The organism is Roseateles toxinivorans (assembly GCF_004362525.1).
GTDB classification, from domain to species: domain Bacteria; phylum Pseudomonadota; class Gammaproteobacteria; order Burkholderiales; family Burkholderiaceae_C; genus Paucibacter; species Paucibacter toxinivorans.
In genome coordinates, this window is sequence record NZ_SNXS01000019.1 from 1 (window position 1) to 20,192 (window position 20,192).

Consider the following 20,192-nt stretch of genomic DNA (forward strand, 5'->3'; position numbering starts at 1 on the left):
CCCATGCCGAAGGCCATCAGCTTCAGGTTGCGGGTGTTGATGCCCATCGCCTTGGCGGCGATCTCGTCCTCGCGTATGGCCATCCAGGCGCGGCCTATGCGGGAGTTCTCCAGCCGGTAGCAGATCACGATGCTGAAGATCACCAGGGCCAGGAACAGGTAGTAGTACAGGGTCACCGGCGGCAGCACGAAGCCGAACACGTCCAGCGGTTTGCCCAGGTCGATGCCGAAGATGTGGATGCCGTCGATCTGGCCGATGCCGCGCGGGCCATTGGTGATGTTCAGCGGGTGTTCCATATTGTTCAGGAACACACGGATGATCTCGCCGAAGCCCAGGGTGACGATGGCCAGGTAATCGCCGCGCAGCTTCAGGGTCGGCGCGCCCAGCAGGATGCCGAACAGCCCCGCCAGCCCGGCGCCCACCGGGATGACGATCCACAGCGGCGAGTGCAGGCCATCGGGGAACATGGTCTTGAAGGCCTCGAACTGCTCGCTCAAGTGCGGCGAGGCCAGCAGCGCAAACATGTACGCGCCCAGGGCATAGAAGGCAACGTAACCCAGGTCCAGCAGGCCGGCATAGCCGACGACGATGTTCAGCCCGAGGGCCAGCAGCACATAGAGCAGGGCCAGGTCGATGATGCGCACCGGGCCGTTGCCGATCTGCTGCGCCAGCAACGGCAGGATGAACAGGCCGATGGCCGCCAGCACATAGAGGAAAAGCTTGTTCTTTTTCATGAGGGGCTCCTTCGGCTTCAGGCGCGGTCGGCCACACGTTCACCCAGCAGGCCCGAGGGTCGCAGGGTGAGCACCAGGATCAGGGCGATGAAGGCAAAGATGTCGGCGTAATGGCTGCCAAGAATGCCCCCGGTCAGGTCGCCGAGATAGCCGGCGCCAATCGCTTCGATCAGGCCCAGGAGCACACCACCCAGCATCGCGCCGCCAAGGTTGCCGATACCTCCCAGCACCGCGGCCGTGAAGGCCTTCAAGCCGGGCATGAAACCCATCGAATGCTGGACCGTGCCGTAGTTGGCAGCCCACATGATGCCGGCCACGGCCGCCAGCGCGGCGCCAATGATGAAGGTGGCCGAAATCACCGAATCCGGCTTCACGCCCATCAGCCCCGCCACGCGGGGGTTCTCGGCCGTGGCCCGCATCGCGCGGCCCAGCTTGGTGTGATTGACCAGCCACAGCAGGCCGACCAGGATGATGCCGGTGGTGACCAGAATCATGATCTGCACCACGGTGATGACCGGGCCGCCCAGGTCAAACGGAATCGAAGGCAGCAGGATCGGGAAGGGCTTGGGATTGGGCTTCCAGACGATCATGGCCAGCGTCTGCAGCAGCAGCGACATGCCCATCGCTGTGATCAGCGGCGCCAGGCGCGGCGCATTGCGCAGCGGCCGGTAGGCGATCTTCTCGATCGTGAAATTCAGCGCCGTGCAGACGATCACCGCCGCCACCAGCGAGATCAGCAACAGCACCCAGCCGGGCAGGCCCGAGTCGGCCAGGAAGGTGACCACCGTCCAGCTCGTCAGCGCACCCACCATCAAGACCTCGCCATGGGCGAAATTGATCAGGTTGATGATGCCGTACACCATGGTGTAGCCCAGCGCCACCAGCGCATACATGCTGCCCAGCACCAGACCATTGATGATCTGCTGGATGAAAGTTTCCATTGAGGAGGCTCCTGTTCGTTGCCATGCCAACCGCGGTCGGCATGCATCACGCGTTAAGCCCTGCGGCTGAGTCGGGCCGAGACCCCCACCAGCGCAGACGACCGGTTGCTGCGCACAAGTCGTGCAGACCGGCGCATTGTAGGAGCGGAGTTGGTGCCTTCCCGCCCGGAGTTTCCCGCGAGGCGGCATTGGCACGGCGGCCCCATATTCCCTTGACCGTGGCGCCGGCTGATGCTTGAACAAGCTAGGGTTTGGCGGCCCGCGCCTCCTCATTGAGCCGGCGCAACTCCGCCAGCTTCTCGCCAATGCGCTGCTCCAGGCCCCGCGGCACCGGTTCGTAGAAGCGCTGGTCTTCCAGCCCTTCGGGCAGATACTGCTCGCCAGCGACAAAGCCACCCGGCGCGTCATGGGCGTACTGATACTGGCTGCCATAGCCAAGCTGCTTCATCAGGCCGGTCGGCGCATTGCGCAGGTGCATGGGCACGGGCCGGGTGCCGTCCTGTTTGACGAAGGCGCGCACCGCGTTATAGGCCTTGTAAACGGCGTTCGACTTAGGCGCCACGGCCAGGAACACGACCGCCTGGGCCAGCGTCAGCTCGCCCTCGGGCGAGCCCAGGCGCTCGTAGGTTTCGGAGGCATCGAGACAGATGCGCAATGCGCGCGGATCGGCCAGGCCGATGTCCTCGCTGGCCATGCGCACCAGGCGCCGTGCGATGTAGCGCACATCGACACCGCCATCCAGCATGCGGGCAAACCAGTACAGCGCCGCATCCGGGTCCGAGCCGCGCACCGATTTGTGCAGGGCCGAGATGACGTCGTAGAACTGCTCGCCGCCCTTGTCGTAGCGGCGCAGTTGCTCGCCCAAAGCGCGCTCCAGCGTAGCCTCATCGATCTCGGCCAGGTCGGGCGCGGCCACCGAGGCGGCTGCGTCCACCGCATTGAGCAGCCGGCGGGCATCGCCATCGGCATAGGCAGCCAGGCGCTTGGCCGCAGCGGCGCTGAACGGCGGGCAGCCCAGCTGGGCCCGGGCGCGGGCGATCAGCGCCAGCAACTCGGCCTCGTCCAGCGCCTTCAACACATGAACGGTGGCACGCGACAGCAAGGCCGAGTTGACCTCGAACGAAGGATTCTCGGTGGTTGCGCCGATGAAGCTGAACAGGCCGGACTCGACATGCGGCAGAAAGGCGTCCTGCTGCGCCTTGTTGAAGCGGTGCACCTCGTCGACAAAGACCACCGTGCGCCGGCCCTGGGCCTTGGCCACCTGGGCCCGCTCCACCGCCTCGCGGATGTCTTTCACCCCGCCCAGCACGGCCGAGATGGCAATGAACTGGGCATCGAAGCTCTGCGCCACCAGCAGGGCCAGCGTCGTCTTGCCCACGCCCGGCGGCCCCCAGAGGATCATCGAATGCAGGCGCCCGGTCTCGAAGGCCACACGCAGCGGCTTGCCCGGACCCAGCAACTGCTGCTGGCCAATCACCTCGTCCAGCGTGCGCGGACGCAATTGCTCGGCCAGCGGGGCATCGGTCTGGGCCGTTGCCGGAACCTCGGAAGGGTCGGATTCAAAGAGAAGATCTTGCGCCGTCATCCGATCATTGTCTCAGGCGTGCATTGTTCACGTCAGCCGGCGCATTGCTGAGTCATGCACTCAATTGCTTCCAGCCGGCGCCGATACGACGAAGGACCGCAAGCGTTCTTGAGCGCGGCAACAAACTCCCGAGGAAACAGAATGAGCACAGACATCGTCGCCCTGAACACCACCAGCTACCCGGTGGCCCAACGCGCTGGCGCCCGCATCGCGGCCAACAGCGCCCCCGGCGAGTATCTGAGCATGCGTCTGGGCAATGAGGAATACGCGATCGAGATCCTGCGCGTGCAAGAGATCCGCTCCTACGAGGAACCCACCCGAATCGCCAACTCGGCCGCCTGCGTCAAGGGCGTGCTGAATCTGCGCGGCAATATCGTGCCGGTGATGGACCTGCGCCAGCTGTTCGGCCTGCCCGCCATCGAGCCCAGCGCCTCGACCGTGACCATCGTCCTGAACCTCGGCGGCCAGACCGTCGGTGTGGTGGCCGATGCCGTCAACGACGTGGTCGAGCTACGCGAGCAGGACATCAAGCCGGCCCCCGGCTTCTCGGGTGCGATCAAGTCCGATCACATCACCGGCATCGCCACCCTGCGCAATGCCGACGACCAGCAGCGCATGCTGATCTTGACCGATATGCAGCAGCTGCTGGCCAGTGCCGGGGCATTGCCTGAAACGCAGCTGGCGGCCTGATTTCCGTTCGTGGCCCCGGATTGCATCCGGGTCACTGTTCAATAAGGTCGGCGCCCGCCGGCATCACAAACTTGAAGCGATCCGCCGGGAAGGCGGGATTGCTGCTCACCGCGCTGAACTTCAGCTCGGAGCGCTGGCCGAAACCATCGACCAGTTCCAGCGCGGCCAACTCCCTGCCCTTGAACGCGATGCGCATCTGCTGGATGCTGCCGTCGCGCTGGCGCGGTGTGGCCTGCACCCAGTCCAGCCCTTGCGCGCTGGGCAGGGCCCTCAACTCGAAATCCTTGGCCAGATTGCCACCGGCCAGCAGCGCCGCCGGAGTTGACCCCAGGGCCTCGCCCATGCGGCGCGAGCTGACCTGGTTCAGGTCGGCGTCATAGAGCCAGACCTTCTGCCCGTCGCCAACGATCAGTTGCTCGAAGGGCTTGGTGTAGGCAAAGCGGAACTGATTGGGGCGGGCAAACTCGAAGCTGCCGCTGGACGTCTTCTTGCGCGTGCCGTCCGGCGAGCTGACCGTCTGTGTGAAGCTGGCCTTGCCGGTTTTCACGTCGCGCACGAACTCCTGCAAGGCCTCCAGCCCATCGGCCCGGGCCGCGCCAACGCAGCCGATCGTCAACGCCAGGGCCAGGAACTTCAGTGCGGGGTTCTTCATTCGTCTCGTTTCGGTAGCAGCAGATCGCGGTTGCCATTGGTGGCCATATTCGATACGAGCCCCGACTTCTCCATTTGTTCCAACAGCCGCGCGGCGCGGTTGTAACCAATGCGCAGATGGCGCTGCACCAGCGAGATCGAGGCCCGCTTGTGCTGCAGCACGATGGCCACGGCCTGGTCGTACATCGGGTCGGCCTCGCCATTGGCCTCGCCCGGAGCCCCCGGCTCGGTGCTTTCGGTATCGAACACGCCGCCTTCCAGAATGCCCTCAATGTAGTTCGGCTCGCCCTGGGTCTTCAGGTAGGCAACGACGCGGTGCACCTCTTCGTCGCTGACAAAGGCGCCATGCACCCGTATCGGCAGGCCGGTGCCCGAGGGCATGTACAGCATGTCGCCCATGCCCAGCAGGGCCTCGGCGCCCATCTGGTCGAGGATGGTGCGGCTGTCGATCTTGCTGCTGACCTGGAAGCTCAAACGTGTCGGGATATTGGCCTTGATCAGGCCGGTGATCACGTCGACCGAGGGGCGCTGCGTGGCCAGTATCAGGTGAATGCCAGCCGCGCGGGCCTTCTGCGCCAGGCGCGCGATCAGTTCCTCGATCTTCTTGCCGATGACCATCATCAGGTCGGCCAGCTCGTCGATGACGACGACGATATAGGGCAGGCGCTCCAGCGGCTCCGGCTGCTCGGGCGTCAGGCTGAACGGGTTGGGCAGCAGCTCGCCGCGCTCGTCGGCCTCGGCGATCTTTTTGTTGTAGCCGGCCAGATTGCGCACGCCCAGCTTGCTCATCAGCTTGTAGCGGCGCTCCATCTCGCCGACACACCAGTTCAGCGCGTTGGCCGCCTGCTTCATGTCGGTCACGACCGGCGCCAGCAGGTGCGGGATGCCTTCGTAGACGCTCATCTCCAGCATCTTCGGGTCGATCAGAATCAGTCGGACGTCGTTGGCCTCGGCCTTGTAGAGCAGCGACAGAATCATCGCGTTGATACCCACCGACTTGCCCGAACCGGTGGTGCCGGCCACCAGGCAGTGCGGCATCTTGGCCAGGTCGGCGACGATGGGCAGGCCGATGATGTCCTTGCCCAGGCCCATGGTCAGCTGAGAGGAGGCGTCGTTATAGACCTGGGAGCCGAGGATCTCGCTCAGCTTGATGGTCTGGCGCCGCGCATTGGGCAGCTCCAGGGCCATGAAATTCTTGCCCGGAATCGTCTCGACGACACGGATGCTGACCAGGCTCAGCGAGCGGGCCAAATCCTTGGCCAGGTTGACGATCTGCGAGCCCTTGACGCCTGTGGCCGGTTCGATCTCGTAGCGCGTGATCACCGGGCCCGGCGAGGCCGCGACCACCCTCACCTCGACGCCGAAGTCGCGCAGCTTCTTCTCAATCATGCGCGAGGTCATTTCCAGCGACTCGGGCGTGACGCTCTCGACCCGCCCCGGCGCCGCGTCGAGCAGATCAACCTGCGGCAGCTTGGTGTCGGACAGCTCGGTAAACAGCGGCTTCTGCCGCTCCTTGGCGACTCGCTCGGACGGCGGAGCCACGACCACAGGCGTCTCGATCACGATAGGCACATGCTCCTCGACCACATGGCGCTCGACTTCGACGACCAGCTCGCGTTCGCGCTGCGCCTTTTTGCCGACCCGCTTGTCCTCGGCCTGCTCGACCCGCTGCAAGTGGCGGTCACGCAGGCTGTCGACCCAGGTGCCCAGCGCCTCGGCCACGCGCAACCAGGAGAACTGCAAGGCCAGCGGCAGACCGACGATCAAGGCCGTGATCCAGACCACGCCGGAACCGGCAAAGCCCAGGGCCTTCATGCTCAAGGGCCCCAGCGCATGGCCCAGCACGCCGCCGGCATGGCCAGGCAGGCGCGACTCCCACAGATAGAGGCGCGTCCATTCGAGCGAGCAGCTGGCGCTCATCAAGACCGCCAGGCCCAGCCAGAATATCCAGGCCGCGGGCTTCGACGCCTCGGCCGGAGCGGGGCCACCGTCCTGCACGCGCAACACCCGCGCCAGGCTGCCCAGCCAGTGGCGCAGCCCCACCAGCACCAGCCACCAGCCGGAGAAGCCGAACAGGAACAGCAGCATGTCGGCAAACCAGGCGCCAAGACTGCCGACCTTGTTGCGGGTCAGCTCACCGGTGCCCGAGGTGGAGAAGGCAGCATCGGCCGGGTGGCGCGTCAGCAGGGCCAGCAGGGCCAGCACCAGCGCAATCGCGCCCAGCAACAGCCACAACTGCCTCAGCCCGCGCGACGGCGCCGCCTCGACGCGCACCGGCGCCGATTTCTTGGACGAACGTGTGTAGGTGGCGGACGCTGCACCAGCGGCATCGTCCCCTCGCAATGATCCCAACGGAAAGCTCATGCCGCCATTGTGGCCGATCACGGCCCGGGCCCTGACGAGCCCGAAGCATCAATCGCCGTTATGCAGCCGTTCCTTGATGACGACCGAGCCGTTTTCCAGCGTCTCGATGACGCCGCGGTCCTCCAGATCCTTCATCACGCGGCTGACCATCTCGCGCGAGGCGCCGACGATCTTGGCCATGTCCTGGCGCGACACCTTGCCGCGGATGATCTTGATGCCCTTGTCGTCCTCGGCCATGTCCAGCAGCGTGCGGGCGACGCGACCGTACACATCCAGCAGGGCCAGCGATTCGATCTGGCGATCGGCATTGCGCAGCCTGGCGACCAGGCCGCGCAGCACAGCGTACGACAGGCTGGAGCTGTCCGGCAGGCAGCGCGAGAATTCGTTGCGGCCCAGCACCAGCATGTCGGTCTGCACCTCGGCGCGCACGGTCGCCGAGTGTGGCTCGTCGTCGATCAGGCTCATCTCGCCGACGTAGTCACCCGGCTGCAGCACGGCCAGTATGACCTCGCGGCCGCGCTGGTCGGCGGTCAGCACGCGGGCGCGGCCATTGAGCAGGATGAACAGCGCGTTCGACTTGCGGCCCTGCTCGACGATCACTTCGCCCCGGCGGAAACGCCGCTTGACCACGCTGTCGGCAATCGACTGTGCCTGTTCCGTCGTCAGCAACGAGAACAGCGGCACGCGTCGAATCAGGTCCAAGTTGGACAACATCGCCATGAACAAGCTCCTAGCTTCGGTTTGTTTGAGATCAAGGGCCTGCAGGCCATGTGCCTACCCCACCCTCTTTAGAATACGGGATATTGTGCCAACTCCTTCACACATCGCCATAGGGTCTAGGCCGTATGTGCGCTGGCAGTGCTGAAACTGCCGCTCTTGTGACTCTCGCCCCCTACCCCACATACCCCTCATGAGCCAAACCAACAAACATGCCCAGGTCCTGATCCTGGGCTCCGGCCCGGCCGGCTACACCGCCGCCATCTACGCAGCACGCGCCAATCTGAAGCCGATGCTGGTGACCGGCATGGCCCAGGGGGGTCAGCTGATGACCACCACCGATGTGGACAACTGGCCGGCCGATGTGTCCGGCGTGATGGGCCCGGACCTGATGCAGCGCTTCCAGCAGCATGCCGAGCGCTTCAACACTGAAATTGTGTTTGATCACATCAACGAGGTCGACCTGTCCTCGCGGCCCTTCAAGCTCAAGGGCGACAGCGGCAGCTACACCTGCGACGCGCTGATCATCGCCACCGGCGCCTCGGCCAAGTACCTGGGCCTGCCCAGCGAAGAAGCCTTCATGGGCCGCGGCGTCAGCGGCTGCGCCACCTGCGATGGCTTCTTTTACCGCGAGCAGGAAGTCTGCGTCGTCGGTGGCGGCAACACCGCCGTCGAAGAGGCTCTGTACCTGTCCAATATCGCCAGCAAGGTGCATCTGATACACCGCCGCGACAAGTTCCGCGCCGAACCCATCCTGATCGACAAGGTCCATGAGAAGGTCGCCGCCGGCAAGATCGAACTGCACCTGTGGAACACGCTGGACGAAGTGCTGGGCGACCAGAGCGGCGTGACCGGCGTGCGCATCAAGAGTACAACGGATGGCTCGACCACCGACCTGAAGCTGCAGGGCTGCTTCATTGCCATCGGTCATCAGCCCAACACCGACATCTTCAAGGGCCAGGTCGAGATGAAGGACGGCTACATCATCACCAAGAGTGGCCTCGGCGGCTTTGCGACGATGACCAGCGTGCCCGGCGTGTTCGCCGCCGGCGATGTGCAGGACCATATCTACCGCCAGGCCATCACCAGCGCTGGCACCGGCTGCATGGCGGCCCTGGACGCGCAGCGCTTCCTGGAACAGTAACAGACCTGAGCTGGGCCAGTCACAGAAGATCGGCTATACTCGCGGGCTTGCCTGCCGGATGGACCGCCCCGGGCGGCCCGGTGACTTCACAGCAATGTGCTTGAGATGTCGTACCGGGCGCCGGAGTAGCAGGCATAGAGCGGTCATGTGGCCACCGAAACCTAGGGGAACCCCAGGCGTCGGCGGCTGGATAGAGAAGCAACAAACCGGAGAAGCGTCATGGCACGCGTCTGTCAAGTCACGGGCAAGAAGCCCATGGTGGGCAACAATGTTTCCCACGCCAACAATCGTACCAAGCGTCGTTTCCTGCCCAATCTGCAGTACCGCCGCTTCTGGATGGAGAGCGAAAACCGCTGGATCCGTCTGCGTATCAGCAATGCTGCTCTGCGTTTGATCGACAAGGTCGGCATCGACCAAGTCGTTGCTGATCTGCGCGCCAAGGGCGAGCTGTAATCCGCCCCGACCACTCTAAGTAAAGGAACACCACCATGGCATCCAAAGGCGGTCGCGAAAAGATCAAGCTGGAATCCACTGCAGGAACCGGCCACTTCTACACCACGAACAAGAACAAGAAGACCACGCCCCAAAAGCTGGAATTCATGAAGTTCGACCCCAAGGCGCGCAAGCATGTCGCCTACAAGGAAACCAAGCTGAAGTAATTCAGCCTGGCAGCCCGGCCAATAGGATCGGGCTCAACAAAAAACCCGCTCGGCGCAAGCTCGGCGGGTTTTTGTTTGTTCGCCCAGGCTTCAAGGTGCGGCTTTGGCGCTGGCCAACGAAAACTCGCTCCTGAACCAGTCGTCGACCATCGCCTTCTCGTAGCGCAGCGCATCGCTGCCGCTATAGCGGTTGAAGCCATCCTGGTAGCCCAGGTCGCTCAGGCGGCTCTCGCCACTGCGCAGCACGATCCCAGCTTCGCTCAGCGTGTAGCGAAGCTGTATCGACGGTGGCGTGGCGCCTCGAAGCACCCTCAGCATCGCACCCCGCGATGGAATCAGACGCTCGTCCCCGGCCAGATTGACATCCAGCACCTCGATCAACAATGTCTGCGAGCGGCTCACCCGCTTGTCGCCCACAGCTTTCAGATGCGCCTCCAGCCCCTGCAGGACCTGCTGCTGCTGAGCTTCGTCGCGGCCGATGTCGATGAACTTGTCCGGGCTCACAAAACGAACATCCACGCCTGCCAAAGCTCCAGCAGCTGCGCCCAACAGGCCCAACATCACTGCGATCTTCTTCATGCTGCACTCCCATGCTGAATACTTCAGATCAGTATAGGCAGCGCCCATGAAAAAGGCACCGCCTGGGCGGTGCCTTCTGGTGAAGCGAGGGTAAAGACTTGTTTCTCGTCAGGCGCGGGCTGCGCGCAGATTCTGCGAGAAGGCACGCAATTCGGCGATACCGCTTTCCTCGGCCTTGCGGCACCAGGCTTGCAGGTCATGGACCAGTTGCTCGGCCGACACATTGGTGCGCGTCCACAGCAAGCGGAGCTCTTCGCGCATCAGTACCAGCTTGTCCAGCGCCGGGCTGGCGGCGCGAGCGCCGGCCAGTTCGGCATGCACAGCCTGTGGGATGCGGTCTTCGTCACGATGCAGCCAGGTCTTGGCGGCCTTGAGCTGCTTCCATTGGACGCTGTGTTCATGCCCCTGTGCCTGCAGCTTGGCAAGTTCGACCGCGCAAGCCGCCTTCAGTTCACGGCCATACTTGGCCATCACTTCATAGCGGTTGGCAATGATGGCTTCCAGGGTGTCCTTGTCGGCCACCGGCTTGATCACACCGTGGCGCAGCATAGGCGGGGTCTTGCGGACCTTGGCCAGACCGACCATCTCCATCGCACGGATATAGGCCCAGCCGATGTCGAATTCATAGGGCTTGACCGACAACTTGGCCGAGGTCGGGTAGGTGTGGTGGTTGTTGTGCAACTCCTCACCGCCGATGATGATGCCCCAGGGCGAAATATTGGTCGAAGCATCCGGCGCTTCGAAATTGCGGTAGCCGCGGTGATGCGCCAGGCCGTTGATGATGCCGGCAGCGGTGATCGGGATCCAGGCCATTTGCAGCGCCCAGACCGACAGGCCCGCGGCGCCGAACAGCAACAGGTCGACAATCATCATCAGGCCCACACCTTGCCAGGTGAAGCGGCTGTACAGATTGCGCTCAACCCAGTCGTCCGGCGTCTGATGGCCGTACTTCTTCAGCGTTTCCTGGTTCTTCGCCTCGGCGCGATAGAGCTCGGCACCGCGGGTCAGCACGGTCTTGATGCCGTGGGTCACCGGGCTGTGCGGGTCCTCCACGGTCTCGCACTTGGCGTGATGCTTGCGGTGGATGGAGACCCACTCCTTGGTCACCTGGCCGGTCGTGGCCCAGAGCCAGAAGCGGAAGAAGTGGGCGGGAATCGGGTGCAGATCCAGCGAGCGGTGGGCCTGGCAGCGATGCAGGTAGATGGTGACGGCCGCGATCGTGATGTGCGTCATCACCAGTGCAGACACCAGAATCTGCCAGCCGCTGGCATGGGTGATGCCGTTGGCCAGCCAATCCACCAGTGCGTCATGCACCATCATCAGTTCATTCATTCAGTCCAGACCTTTCCCGGCGAGCGGGCTAGTAAAGAGGCGCGCGTGGCTTGCACGCAACTCGAATTGTAGGCGAGTCACCCTAGGCGGATATGGCAGTAGTTCACCCTAGCCCCTCAAATCGATGGCCGCGAAGCCATGTCAACAGGGTTAGATCAAAGAAACTACTTGCGTTCCCACACCGCGGCAAAGAAACCGTCGGTGTGATGGCGATGCGGCCACAAGCGCAAGAAGCCGTTCTGATCCAGGCTTGCAGCTTGGGACACATGGGCTTTTTCCAAGACCTCGGCGGCCGGCAAGGCCACAAAGTCCTTGTGCTCGGCACTGAAGGCGTTGGCAATGTCCTCGTTTTCGCTTTGCAGCAGGCTGCAGGTGGCATAGACGAGGCGCCCGCCCGATTTCAGCAGCCGGGCGGCGCTGGCCAGGATGGCGGCCTGCTTGACGCGCAACTCCTCGACTGCCTTCGGCGATTGGCGCCATTTCAAGTCCGGATTGCGGCGCAGCGTACCCAGGCCAGAGCAGGGGGCATCGACCAGCACGCGGTCGATCTTGCCGGTCAGGCGCTTGATGCGCTCGTCGCGCTCATGGGCAATCTGCGCCGGATAGACGTTGGACAGGCCGCTGCGCGCCATGCGCGGCTTCAGCGCATCCAGCCGGTGGCCGGACACATCGAAGGCGTACAAGCGACCGGTGTTGCGCATTGCCGCGCCCAGCGCAAGGGTCTTGCCGCCGGCGCCGGCGCAGAAGTCCACCACCATCTCGCTGCGCTTGGCGTCCAGCAGCAGGGCCAGCAGCTGGCTGCCCTCATCCTGTACCTCGACCAGGCCCTTGGTGAACAGCTCCAGCTTGTTCAGCGCCGGCTTGCCCGGCACGCGCAGGCCCCAGGGCGAATAGGGTGTGGGCTCGGATTCGATGCCGGCGGCCTTCAGCGCCGCCTGCACCTCCTCGCGCTTGGACTTCAGCAGGTTGACACGCAGATCGAGCTCGGCACCCTCGTTGAGGCTGGCGGCCAGCGGCCAGAAGTCTTCTTCGCCCAGCTGGGCCATCAGCGGATTGGCCAACCAATCGGGCAGGTTGTGGCGCAGCTTGGGCGCCAGCGTGCTGCGATCAATGGCCTGCACGCCGGCGAGCCATTTCTGCTCGTGCGACTCCATGCAGGCCTGGAGAAATTTGTCGCTGCCCTGCCAACCCAGCAGGGTCAGGCGGCGCTCCATGGGGCCGAAGCCGGTTTGGGCGAAGTGCTGGAACAGCAGGCGCTGGCGCAGCACGGTGTAAACCGTCTCGGCCAGGGTGTGGCGCTCGCGCTGGCCCAGATTCTTGTGCTTGCGAAAATAGTTGGACACCACGGAATCCGCGGGCATGTCGAATTGCAGCACCTGGTGCAGCAATTCGGTGGTCATTTCTAGAAGGGCATTAGGATGCATCTGGCGATTATCCCAGCCCTGCCTTACCAGCCCTGAATCTGCCCATGTCAGACAACGATCTGCCCGCCCTCCCCGACACGCCACTGGGCCCCTACAGACATTACAAAGGCGGCGAATACGAGGTCCTCGGCGTGGTCCGTCACAGCGAGACCCTGGAGCCGCTGGTGCTCTACCGGCCGTTGTACAAGGCCAGCGGCTTCTGGGTGCGACCGCACGCGATGTTCTTCGGCAGCCTGAACGTCGATGGCCGTGAAGTGCAGCGCTTTGCACCGATGAACGAGACCTGATGCACACCACCCTGACGCAGCTCAGCGTGCGCCCGCGCCTGATGGTGTCCGTCGGCCTGGGCCTGGTCGTGGCGCTGCTGCTGCCCGGCCCGCTGCATGCCACCACCCGCGGTCTGCTGGGCTGGAATGCCGCCGTCTGGCTGTATTTGCTGCTCGTGGCGCGGATGATGCACCGCGCCGACGAAGGCCATCTGCGCCGCAGCGCCGTGCAGCAGGCCGATGGCGCGCCCGTCGTGCTGCTCTTGGCGATCACGGCGGCGCTGGCCAGCCTGGCGGCGATCGCGCTGGAGCTCTCCCATGTGCGCGGCAGCGCCGGCCCGGGCTGGCAACACATGGTGCTGACCCTGGGCACCATCACCGGCTCCTGGCTGCTGCTGCCGCTGGAATTCGCGCTGGCCTATGCCAGCCGCTACTACGGCCAGGCCAAAGCTGTCAGCGGCTTGTGCTTCCCCAGCGACGAAGACGGCAAACCCAAGCTGGAGCCGGACTACATCGATTTCCTGTACTTCGCCTTCACGATTGCCGCCACCTCGCAGACCTCGGATATCGCCGTCACCACACGCGGCATGCGCCAGCTGGTGCTGCTGCACGCGGTGCTGTCCTTCGCCTTCAACACCATTCTCCTGGCCTTGACGATCAATATCGTCGCCGGCCTGCTGTGATCAGATCAGCGCCTGGGCACGGCCCTGGAGTTGCGTGACCAGGCCGTTCTCGACCGCCAGTTCATCCTGCACCAGCCAGCGCACGGCACGCGGATAGATCTCGTGCTCGCGTACCAGTACGCGCGCTGACAAGGTGGCCTCGCTGTCGCCGGGCAGCACCGGCACCACCGCCTGGGCGATGATGGGGCCGTGGTCGAGTTCCGGCGTGACCAGATGCACGGTGGCGCCCGCCACCTTGCAGCCGGCCTCCAGCGCGCGCTGGTGCGTGTGCAGGCCCGGGAAGGCCGGCAGCAGCGAGGGGTGGATGTTCAGCAGGCGGCCGTCGAAGGCGCGCACGAAGTCGGCCGACAGAATGCGCATGAAGCCGGCCAGCACCACCACATCGGGGGCGTAGCTCTGGATCACGCGGGCCAGCTCGGTATCGAAGGCCGCGCGCTCGGCAAAGGCCTTGTGATCGACCAGCGCCGTGGCAATGCCATGCTCGGCCGCGAAGGCCAGGCCGCCGGCGCCGGGCCGGTTGCTGATCACTGCGGCAATACGGGCCGGCCAGCCCTCGGCCGCACAGGCCTTGACGATGGCTTCCATATTGGAGCCGCGGCCCGAGATCAGGATCACGATGTTTTTCATGGGTCGGCAGTGTAGCCCTGCGCGCAAATGCTTGACTGCCTACAATCTGGCTCCCCCGACCGGCCTGCCTCCATGACTCCAGACACCTCCCCCGCCGCCCCGCCACGCCAGCGTGTGCTGTCGGGCATGCGCCCCACCGGCGCCCTGCACCTGGGCCACTACCACGGGGCGCTGAAGAACTGGGTGCGTCTGCAGAGCGAGTTCGATTGCTTCTTCTTCGTCGCCGACTGGCATGCGATGACCACGCATTACCAGGACCATGCCGACATCGAACGCAATGTCTATGACATGGTGGTCGACTGGCTGGCCGCCGGCATAGACCCCGAGCAGGCGACACTGTTCATCCAGAGCCGCATGCCCGAGCATGCCGAGCTGTTCACGCTGCTGGCGATGAGCACGCCGCTGAGCTGGCTGGAGCGCATGCCCAGCTACAAGGACATGCTGGAGAAGAACCGCGAGCCCGCGACCTACGGCCTGCTCGGCTATCCGCTGCTGCAGGCGGCCGACATCCTGATCTACAAGGCCGCCTATGTGCCGGTCGGCGAAGACCAGGCCCCCCATGTTGAAGTAACGCGCGAGGTCGCCCGCCGCTTCAACCATGTCTACAGCCCCGACCGGCCCATCCTGCCCGAGCCCCAGGCCCTGCTGACAGAGACCTCGCGCCTGACCGGCCTGGACGGCGAGAAGATGAGCAAGAGCTATGGCAACACCATCGCCATGCGCGACGCGCCAGAGGTGGTGGAGCAGAAGATCAGGCGCATGCCCACCGACCCGCAGCGCATGCGCCGCGACGATGCCGGCGACCCCGCGCGTTGCCCGGTCTGGCCGCTGCACCAGCTCTACTCCGATGCCGACACCCAGGCCTGGGCCGCCCAGGGCTGCAGAACGGCCGGCATCGGCTGCCTGGACTGCAAGCAGCCGGTGATTGACGCCATCAAGAAGGAACAGGAACCCTGGCGGGAGCGGGCCGAGGCCTATCTGAGCAATCCGAAGCAGGTGCACTGGATCGTCGAGGTCGGCACCGAGCGTGCCCGCGCGGTGGCGCGCAAGACCATGCGCGAGGTACGCACCGCCATGGGCCTGGCCTACTGATGACCGATCGCAACGCCATGGCCGGCATCCACATCACCGACATCGAGTCCGCCATCAACTGGTGGCGGGCACGCTCGCCGTCCGACGGCCTGCAGGCCTGCGCCGAGGTGCTCGCGCTGGCCGAGGTCTATGGCCTGATGGTCTATCAACGAGAGACGGACTGCGACGAAGACACCATGCCCCTTGAAGCCAAGCTGGCCTGGCTGCGCTGGTACGAGACCACGCCCGACGCGCCCTGCATAGCCATCTGCTCGACCAGCCAGGGCGATGACTGGTGCAAGGGCTGCGGGCGCAGCTTCGACGAGGTGCAGCACTGGCCAGTGATGACGCCCGGCGAAAAGCGCGCCACCTGGCGCCGTATCTCGATGGAGGCCACCGCCTGGCGCTTCAACCGCTATGCCGAGCGGGCAAGGTCCGCATCAGGCATCGATCATGACGGCGCTCAGGCGGCCGGGGGCCCTGTTTGAGCGCCCCCGCCACCCTGCTCCAGAGCCTGCAACGCATCGCCCCCCTGGCCTGGCCGGTGTTCATAGGCCAAGTGGCAGTGTTGGCCTTCAGCACCCTGGACACGATGCTGGTGGCCCGCTATGCCGCCGTCGATCTGGCGGCACTGTCGGTGGGCTCGGCGGTCTACATCACCGTCTTCATCGGTCTGATGGGCGTGGTGCTGGCGCTGAGCCCGATTGCCGGCCAGATGTTCGGCGCCAAGAAGCTGCACGAGGCCGGCCGCCAGTACCACCAGGCGATCTGGCTGGCGCTGGCGCTGTCGGTGCCGGGCTGCCTGGTGCTGCTGTTCCCGCAGCCCTTTCTGAACCTGGCCCAGTCCAGCCCCGAGGTGGCAGACAAGGTGCGCGGCTACCTGGGCGCGCTGGCCTTCTCGCTGCCGGCGGCCCTCCTGTTCACCGCCTTCCGCGCCTTCAATACCGCCGTGTCGCGGCCCAAGGCGGTGATGGTGCTGCAGCTGGGCGGCCTGGCGATGAAGGTGCCCTTGAGCCTGCTCTTCGTCTATGGCTTCTCCGTGGGTGACATCCACCTGCCGGCACTGGGCGTGACCGGCTGCGGTATTGCCACAGCCATCGTGATGTGGAGCCAGGTCTTGCTGGCCTGGTGGGTGACGCGGCACAACGCCTTCTATGCCGACTTCGGCCTGCAGCGGCGTGGCCTGATGCCGCCGGACCGCGCCGCCATCGTCAACCAGCTGCGCCTGGGCATACCGATGGGTTTCACCGTGCTGGTCGAGGTCACCGGCTTCAGCTTCATGGCCATCTTCATCGCGCGCATAGGCGCCACCGCGGTGGCCGGCCACCAGATCGCCGTCAACCTGGTGTCGCTGCTGTTCATGATGCCCTTGGCCCTGGCCAATGCCACCAGCACCCTGGTGGCCCAGCGCATCGGCGCCCATGAAATGCTCGACGCTCGCCGGGTCGGTTGGCATGGCCTGGAGATAGGTCTGCTGGCCGCCGCCCTGCTCGGCGGCCTGGTCTACTTCGGCCGCGATCTGGTGCTGGGCGTCTACACCCAGGACCCGGCGGTCATCGCCGCCGCACTGCCGCTGCTGGCCTGGCTGTGGGTATTCCATATCGCCGATGCGGCGCAGACGCTGGGCGCCTTCATCCTGCGCGCGCACCGCGTCACCACCCTGCCCTCGTTGATCTATGTGCTGGCGCTGTGGGGCGTGGGTCTGGGCGGCGGCTATGCGCTGGCCTTCCATTCGCAGGGCTGGGCACCGGCCAGCCTGTCGGGCGCGCGTGGCATGTGGGCGGCCTCCACCGCAGGGCTGGTGCTGGCGGGCATCAGCATGTGCGCGCTGCTGGCGCGGGTGCACAGGGCGGAGCTGCGAAACCCCTGATCAGCTCAGTGCCGGCAGCTCCAGCACAAAACAGCTGCCCCCGCCATCGCGCGGCAGGCAGCGCACGGTGCCCTGGTGGCGCAGGGCAATCTGCTTGACCAGGCTCAGGCCCAGGCCCACGCCACCCGCCTGCTCGGCGTGGCCGGGAAGACGGAAGAAGGGTTCGAAGATGCGCTCGCGCATCGCCTCGGGCACACCGGGGCCGCGGTCGCAGACCTGCAACTGCACCCGCTGGCCCTGCCGAGACAGTATCAACAGCACGTCCTCGCCACCGTAGCGCTTGGCGTTCTCCAGCAGATTGCGCAGCGCGCGGCGCAGCAGGCGTTCGTCACCCTGCACGCGCAGCGGCGCGGCGCCCTCGGCCCGCACCTCGGCGCCGGTTCGGGCAGCCTCCTCGGCGGCCAGGCCCAGCATGTCCTGCGGCAGGTCATGGGCCGCGCTGTCGGTCTCCCGTGCCTGGCCGTCCAGCCGGCTGGCCAGCAGCACCTCTTCGACCAGCGCATCGAGTTCGGCAATATTGGTACGAATCTCCCTGCGCAGCGCCTCGCGCTGGTCCGGCGCTGCCTCCTCGACCAGGGACAGCGCCATCTTCAGCCGTGCCAGCGGCGAGCGCAGCTCATGGCTGGCATTGGCGAGCAGGCTTTGATGCGAGCGGAACAGCAACTCGACCTGGGCCGCCGTGCGGTTGAAGCTGCCGGCCAGGCGCGCGACCTCGTCACTGCCCCTGTCATCGACACGGTAGCTGAGCTGGCCGGCGCCGAATTTTTCAACGCCGCTTTGCAGCGTTTCGAGCCGGCGCGTCAGCCGGCGCACGACCGGGAAGGCGCCCAGGGCTACGCCCAGGAACAGCAGCACCAGCAGCACGATCAGGGTCAGGCCGTTGTGCCAGGCGGGGGGCAGGCCGGGCAACCAACCGGGCAGCAGCCTGGACTCCATGCGCGGGCCACGCTCCATCGGCGCAGAAGCGCCAGCCTCGCGAGCCGCACGCACATTGCGCAGAAACGGCCCGCCGCGCATCGTCCACAGAGTGCGGTCGTCTTCGAGGCGCACCGCAAAGCCCTTGCCGAGCTGCTCCTGCTCGCGCCGCCGGTACGACTCCGAGGTGGCAATGCGATGACCGCTGGCATCGTCCAGCGCCAGCGGTAGGCGCAGGCGCTGCGACCAGTCCAGCAGGGCCTCGGCCTGTTCGTCGGGCGGCGTATCAGCGCCGGGCAGCGAGCGATGAATCAAGGTGGCCATGGCGGCCAGACGCTCGGTGGCGGCGGCGTCAGAGCGCTCGCGCTCCTGTTCAAACTGGCGCTGAAACAACCAGCCCGAGCCAAAGGCAAAGGCCAGCAAAAGCACCACCAGGGTCAGGTAAATGCGAAGGTAGAGTGACTTCAAAAGTCGGGCCCGAGACGGTGAAGAGCAGGCTCAGGCGGCCTGGTCGTGGGCATCGTCCTGCTTGCGGGCAAAGACATAGCCGGCGCCACGTATCGTCAGCACCCGGCGCGGGTTGCGCGGGTCGTCCTCGATCACCGAACGGATGCGCGAGATGTGCACGTCGATCGAACGGTCGAAGGCGTCGAGCGGATGACCCTTCAGCGAGTCCATGATCTGGTCCCGAGAGAGCACCCGGCCGGGGCTCTGCGCCAGCACCACCAGCAGGTCGAACTGATGGCTGGTGAGGTCGCAACTCTGACCGTCGAGCCGGGCCAGGCGGGCGGCCAGATCGATCTCGAGACGGCCGAAGCGCAGCACGTCCTGGTCTTGCGCATCGGGCAGCGCGCGGCGCAGCAGGGCCTTGACGCGGGCCAGCAGCTCGCGCGGCTCGAACGGTTTGGCCAGGTAGTCGTCGGCGCCCAGCTCCAGGCCGAGGATGCGGTCCATCGGCTCGCCGCGTGCCGTCAGCATCAGCAGCGGCAGGCGGCGGGTGCGCGGTGAGCCGCGCAGCTCGCGGCAGAAATCCAGGCCGTCCCCATCGGGCAGCATCAGATCCAGCAACAGCAGATCGAACTCGCCGCCCAGCAGGCAAGCCCGGCCCTCGGCCAGGCTGGCGGCCACGGTGATCTCGAAACCGGCCTTGCGCAGATAGTCGCCCACCATGCCGGTGAGCCGGGCGTCGTCGTCGATCAGCAGCAGTGATGCACCCATGGTGGCTTAGGCAAAGGTAGAGGTGGCCCAGGGGCCCTGAAAAAAGGCCCGACTGGCCGCAAGCATAAGCCGATTGGCCGGCCTGCGGCCACCGAGCCCTCCTGGCTTACTTCGTCGGGGCCGGTGCAGCCGGCGCGCCGTGCATGCGCTGCATCATGCGGGCCTGGCGCTTTTGCATGCGCTCGATGAACTTGGCGCGCTGCTCGGGCGTCAGCACCCGCGACACGTCGATCATCAGCTGGCTCATGCGCTTGCTGGCCTGGTCATGCTGGGCCAGCATCTGCTGGCGCAGCGCCTCGACGGCATTGGCGTCCACCACCGGGGCGCCGAACAGGGCCAGGCCCTGCTCATGCAGCTTGCGACCCGCTTCGCGCTGGGTCTTCATGTCCTGCTTGGCGGCATCGGTGAGGGTCTTGATCTGGGCGCGCTGCGCGTCGGTGGCATCCACCGCGTCCAGCACATGCTCCATGCGGCCGCCGCCAAACATCATGCCGGCGCCGCCGCCATGAGCACCAGGGCCACCATGCCCGCCGTGGCCCATCATCGGCTGGGCCTGGGCGGTGAAGACCGCTCCGGCCAGCATGGACACCATCACGGTGGACTTCAACACTTGCTTCAGGGACAGCTTGGTCATTTGGGATCTCCGGGGGTTGATCAAGAGCCTTCAGTGTCGCGGTCGCTTGTCAACGCGCCATGGCGCAGCGGTAAAGATCTGTGAAGGG

The 20,192-nt window shown here is 65.5% G+C and carries 22 protein-coding genes; 9 read left to right on the forward strand and 13 right to left on the reverse strand.

Features of this window, described 5'->3' with window-relative positions; genetic code table 11:
- The 3 genes from DES47_RS28120 to DES47_RS28130 form a co-directional block, all read right to left on the reverse strand.
- Positions 1–734 (reverse strand): branched-chain amino acid ABC transporter permease (locus DES47_RS28120; RefSeq protein WP_133704111.1); only part of this gene is annotated, 734 nt, incomplete at its 3' end.
- A gap of 17 nt (positions 735–751) precedes the next feature.
- On the reverse strand, positions 752–1,675 hold the full coding sequence (locus DES47_RS28125; RefSeq protein ID WP_133704112.1) for a branched-chain amino acid ABC transporter permease: 924 nt from the start codon (positions 1,673–1,675) through the stop codon (positions 752–754).
- A 244-nt stretch (positions 1,676–1,919) separates the two neighbouring features.
- Positions 1,920–3,260 carry a replication-associated recombination protein A gene (locus tag DES47_RS28130; RefSeq protein WP_133704113.1) on the reverse strand — a complete coding sequence of 447 codons (1,341 nt, stop codon included), beginning with the start codon at positions 3,258–3,260 and terminating at the stop codon, positions 1,920–1,922.
- A gap of 141 nt (positions 3,261–3,401) precedes the next feature.
- Between DES47_RS28130 and DES47_RS28135 the strand changes: the two genes are divergently transcribed.
- The gene (locus DES47_RS28135; RefSeq protein ID WP_133704114.1) at positions 3,402–3,950 is read left to right on the forward strand and encodes a chemotaxis protein CheW; all 549 of its coding nucleotides are present in this window, start codon (positions 3,402–3,404) and stop codon (positions 3,948–3,950) included.
- 31 nt (positions 3,951–3,981) lie between these two features.
- Here the strand turns inward: DES47_RS28135 and lolA are convergent, their stop codons facing one another.
- Genes lolA through DES47_RS28150 form a run of 3 tightly spaced genes read right to left on the reverse strand, consistent with a single transcriptional unit; the run spans position 3,982 to position 7,685 of the window.
- The gene (gene lolA, locus DES47_RS28140) at positions 3,982–4,602 is read right to left on the reverse strand and encodes an outer membrane lipoprotein periplasmic chaperone LolA (RefSeq protein WP_133704115.1); all 621 of its coding nucleotides are present in this window, start codon (positions 4,600–4,602) and stop codon (positions 3,982–3,984) included.
- A complete protein-coding gene (locus DES47_RS28145; RefSeq protein WP_133704116.1) occupies positions 4,599–6,965 on the reverse strand; it encodes a DNA translocase FtsK in 2,367 nt (788 codons plus the stop codon). Before DES47_RS28145 ends, lolA begins: the two co-directional genes overlap by 4 nt.
- 48 nt (positions 6,966–7,013) lie before the next feature.
- Positions 7,014–7,685, reverse strand: coding sequence for a Crp/Fnr family transcriptional regulator (locus DES47_RS28150; protein ID WP_133704117.1), 672 nt, complete (start codon positions 7,683–7,685; stop codon positions 7,014–7,016).
- A gap of 190 nt (positions 7,686–7,875) precedes the next feature.
- Between DES47_RS28150 and trxB the strand changes: the two genes are divergently transcribed.
- The 3 genes from trxB (at position 7,876) to rpmG (ending at position 9,485) form a co-directional block, all read left to right on the forward strand.
- A complete protein-coding gene (gene trxB / locus DES47_RS28155) occupies positions 7,876–8,826 on the forward strand; it encodes a thioredoxin-disulfide reductase (RefSeq protein WP_133704118.1) in 951 nt (316 codons plus the stop codon).
- Positions 8,827–9,045: 219 nt separating this feature from the next.
- Positions 9,046–9,279 carry a 50S ribosomal protein L28 gene (gene rpmB, locus DES47_RS28160; RefSeq protein WP_133704119.1) on the forward strand — a complete coding sequence of 78 codons (234 nt, stop codon included), beginning with the start codon at positions 9,046–9,048 and terminating at the stop codon, positions 9,277–9,279.
- Positions 9,280–9,314: 35 nt separating this feature from the next.
- The gene (gene rpmG / locus DES47_RS28165) at positions 9,315–9,485 is read left to right on the forward strand and encodes a 50S ribosomal protein L33 (RefSeq protein ID WP_133704120.1); all 171 of its coding nucleotides are present in this window, start codon (positions 9,315–9,317) and stop codon (positions 9,483–9,485) included.
- 90 nt (positions 9,486–9,575) lie between these two features.
- Here rpmG and DES47_RS28170 read toward each other — a convergent pair whose 3' ends face one another.
- From DES47_RS28170 to DES47_RS28180, 3 genes are all read right to left on the reverse strand, one after another.
- The gene (locus DES47_RS28170; RefSeq protein WP_133704121.1) at positions 9,576–10,112 is read right to left on the reverse strand and encodes a DUF3016 domain-containing protein; all 537 of its coding nucleotides are present in this window, start codon (positions 10,110–10,112) and stop codon (positions 9,576–9,578) included.
- Between the two features lie 60 nt (positions 10,113–10,172).
- Positions 10,173–11,396 carry a DesA family fatty acid desaturase gene (locus DES47_RS28175; protein ID WP_243748493.1) on the reverse strand — a complete coding sequence of 408 codons (1,224 nt, stop codon included), beginning with the start codon at positions 11,394–11,396 and terminating at the stop codon, positions 10,173–10,175.
- A gap of 164 nt (positions 11,397–11,560) precedes the next feature.
- Positions 11,561–12,820: an RsmB/NOP family class I SAM-dependent RNA methyltransferase gene (locus tag DES47_RS28180; protein ID WP_133704122.1), complete on the reverse strand. Its 1,260-nt coding sequence runs from the start codon at positions 12,818–12,820 to the stop codon at positions 11,561–11,563.
- Positions 12,821–12,864: 44 nt separating this feature from the next.
- Here DES47_RS28180 and DES47_RS28185 point away from each other — a divergent pair, with 44 nt between their 5' ends.
- Positions 12,865–13,107, forward strand: coding sequence for a DUF1653 domain-containing protein (locus DES47_RS28185; RefSeq protein WP_133704123.1), 243 nt, complete (start codon positions 12,865–12,867; stop codon positions 13,105–13,107).
- Entirely contained in the window at positions 13,107–13,769 is a 663-nt protein-coding gene (locus DES47_RS28190) for a DUF1345 domain-containing protein (protein WP_133704124.1), read from the forward strand. Before DES47_RS28185 ends, DES47_RS28190 begins: the two co-directional genes overlap by 1 nt.
- On the opposite strand, the gene purN is transcribed toward DES47_RS28190, so the two are convergent.
- A complete protein-coding gene (purN, locus tag DES47_RS28195) occupies positions 13,770–14,396 on the reverse strand; it encodes a phosphoribosylglycinamide formyltransferase (RefSeq protein WP_133704125.1) in 627 nt (208 codons plus the stop codon). It abuts the gene before it with no gap.
- A 72-nt stretch (positions 14,397–14,468) separates the two neighbouring features.
- Here purN and trpS point away from each other — a divergent pair, with 72 nt between their 5' ends.
- From trpS to DES47_RS28210, 3 genes are read left to right on the forward strand one after another with little or no spacing between them, the layout of a single operon-like run.
- On the forward strand, positions 14,469–15,488 hold the full coding sequence (gene trpS / locus DES47_RS28200; RefSeq protein ID WP_133704126.1) for a tryptophan--tRNA ligase: 1,020 nt from the start codon (positions 14,469–14,471) through the stop codon (positions 15,486–15,488).
- 17 nt (positions 15,489–15,505) lie between these two features.
- Positions 15,506–15,955 carry a DUF3717 domain-containing protein gene (locus DES47_RS28205; protein ID WP_133704160.1) on the forward strand — a complete coding sequence of 150 codons (450 nt, stop codon included), beginning with the start codon at positions 15,506–15,508 and terminating at the stop codon, positions 15,953–15,955.
- Complete coding sequence (locus DES47_RS28210) at positions 15,952–17,337, forward strand: MATE family efflux transporter (protein ID WP_133704127.1); 1,386 nt, start codon at positions 15,952–15,954, stop codon at positions 17,335–17,337. Before DES47_RS28205 ends, DES47_RS28210 begins: the two co-directional genes overlap by 4 nt.
- On the opposite strand, the gene DES47_RS28215 is transcribed toward DES47_RS28210, so the two are convergent.
- From DES47_RS28215 to DES47_RS28225, 3 genes are all read right to left on the reverse strand, one after another.
- A complete protein-coding gene (locus DES47_RS28215) occupies positions 17,338–18,720 on the reverse strand; it encodes a sensor histidine kinase (protein ID WP_133704128.1) in 1,383 nt (460 codons plus the stop codon). It abuts the gene before it with no gap.
- 30 nt (positions 18,721–18,750) lie between these two features.
- On the reverse strand, positions 18,751–19,470 hold the full coding sequence (locus tag DES47_RS28220) for a winged helix-turn-helix domain-containing protein (protein WP_133704129.1): 720 nt from the start codon (positions 19,468–19,470) through the stop codon (positions 18,751–18,753).
- 106 nt (positions 19,471–19,576) lie between these two features.
- Positions 19,577–20,104 (reverse strand): Spy/CpxP family protein refolding chaperone, encoded by a 528-nt coding sequence (locus tag DES47_RS28225; RefSeq protein ID WP_133704130.1) that lies wholly within the window; start codon positions 20,102–20,104, stop codon positions 19,577–19,579.
- Positions 20,105–20,192: the final 88 nt, after the last annotated feature.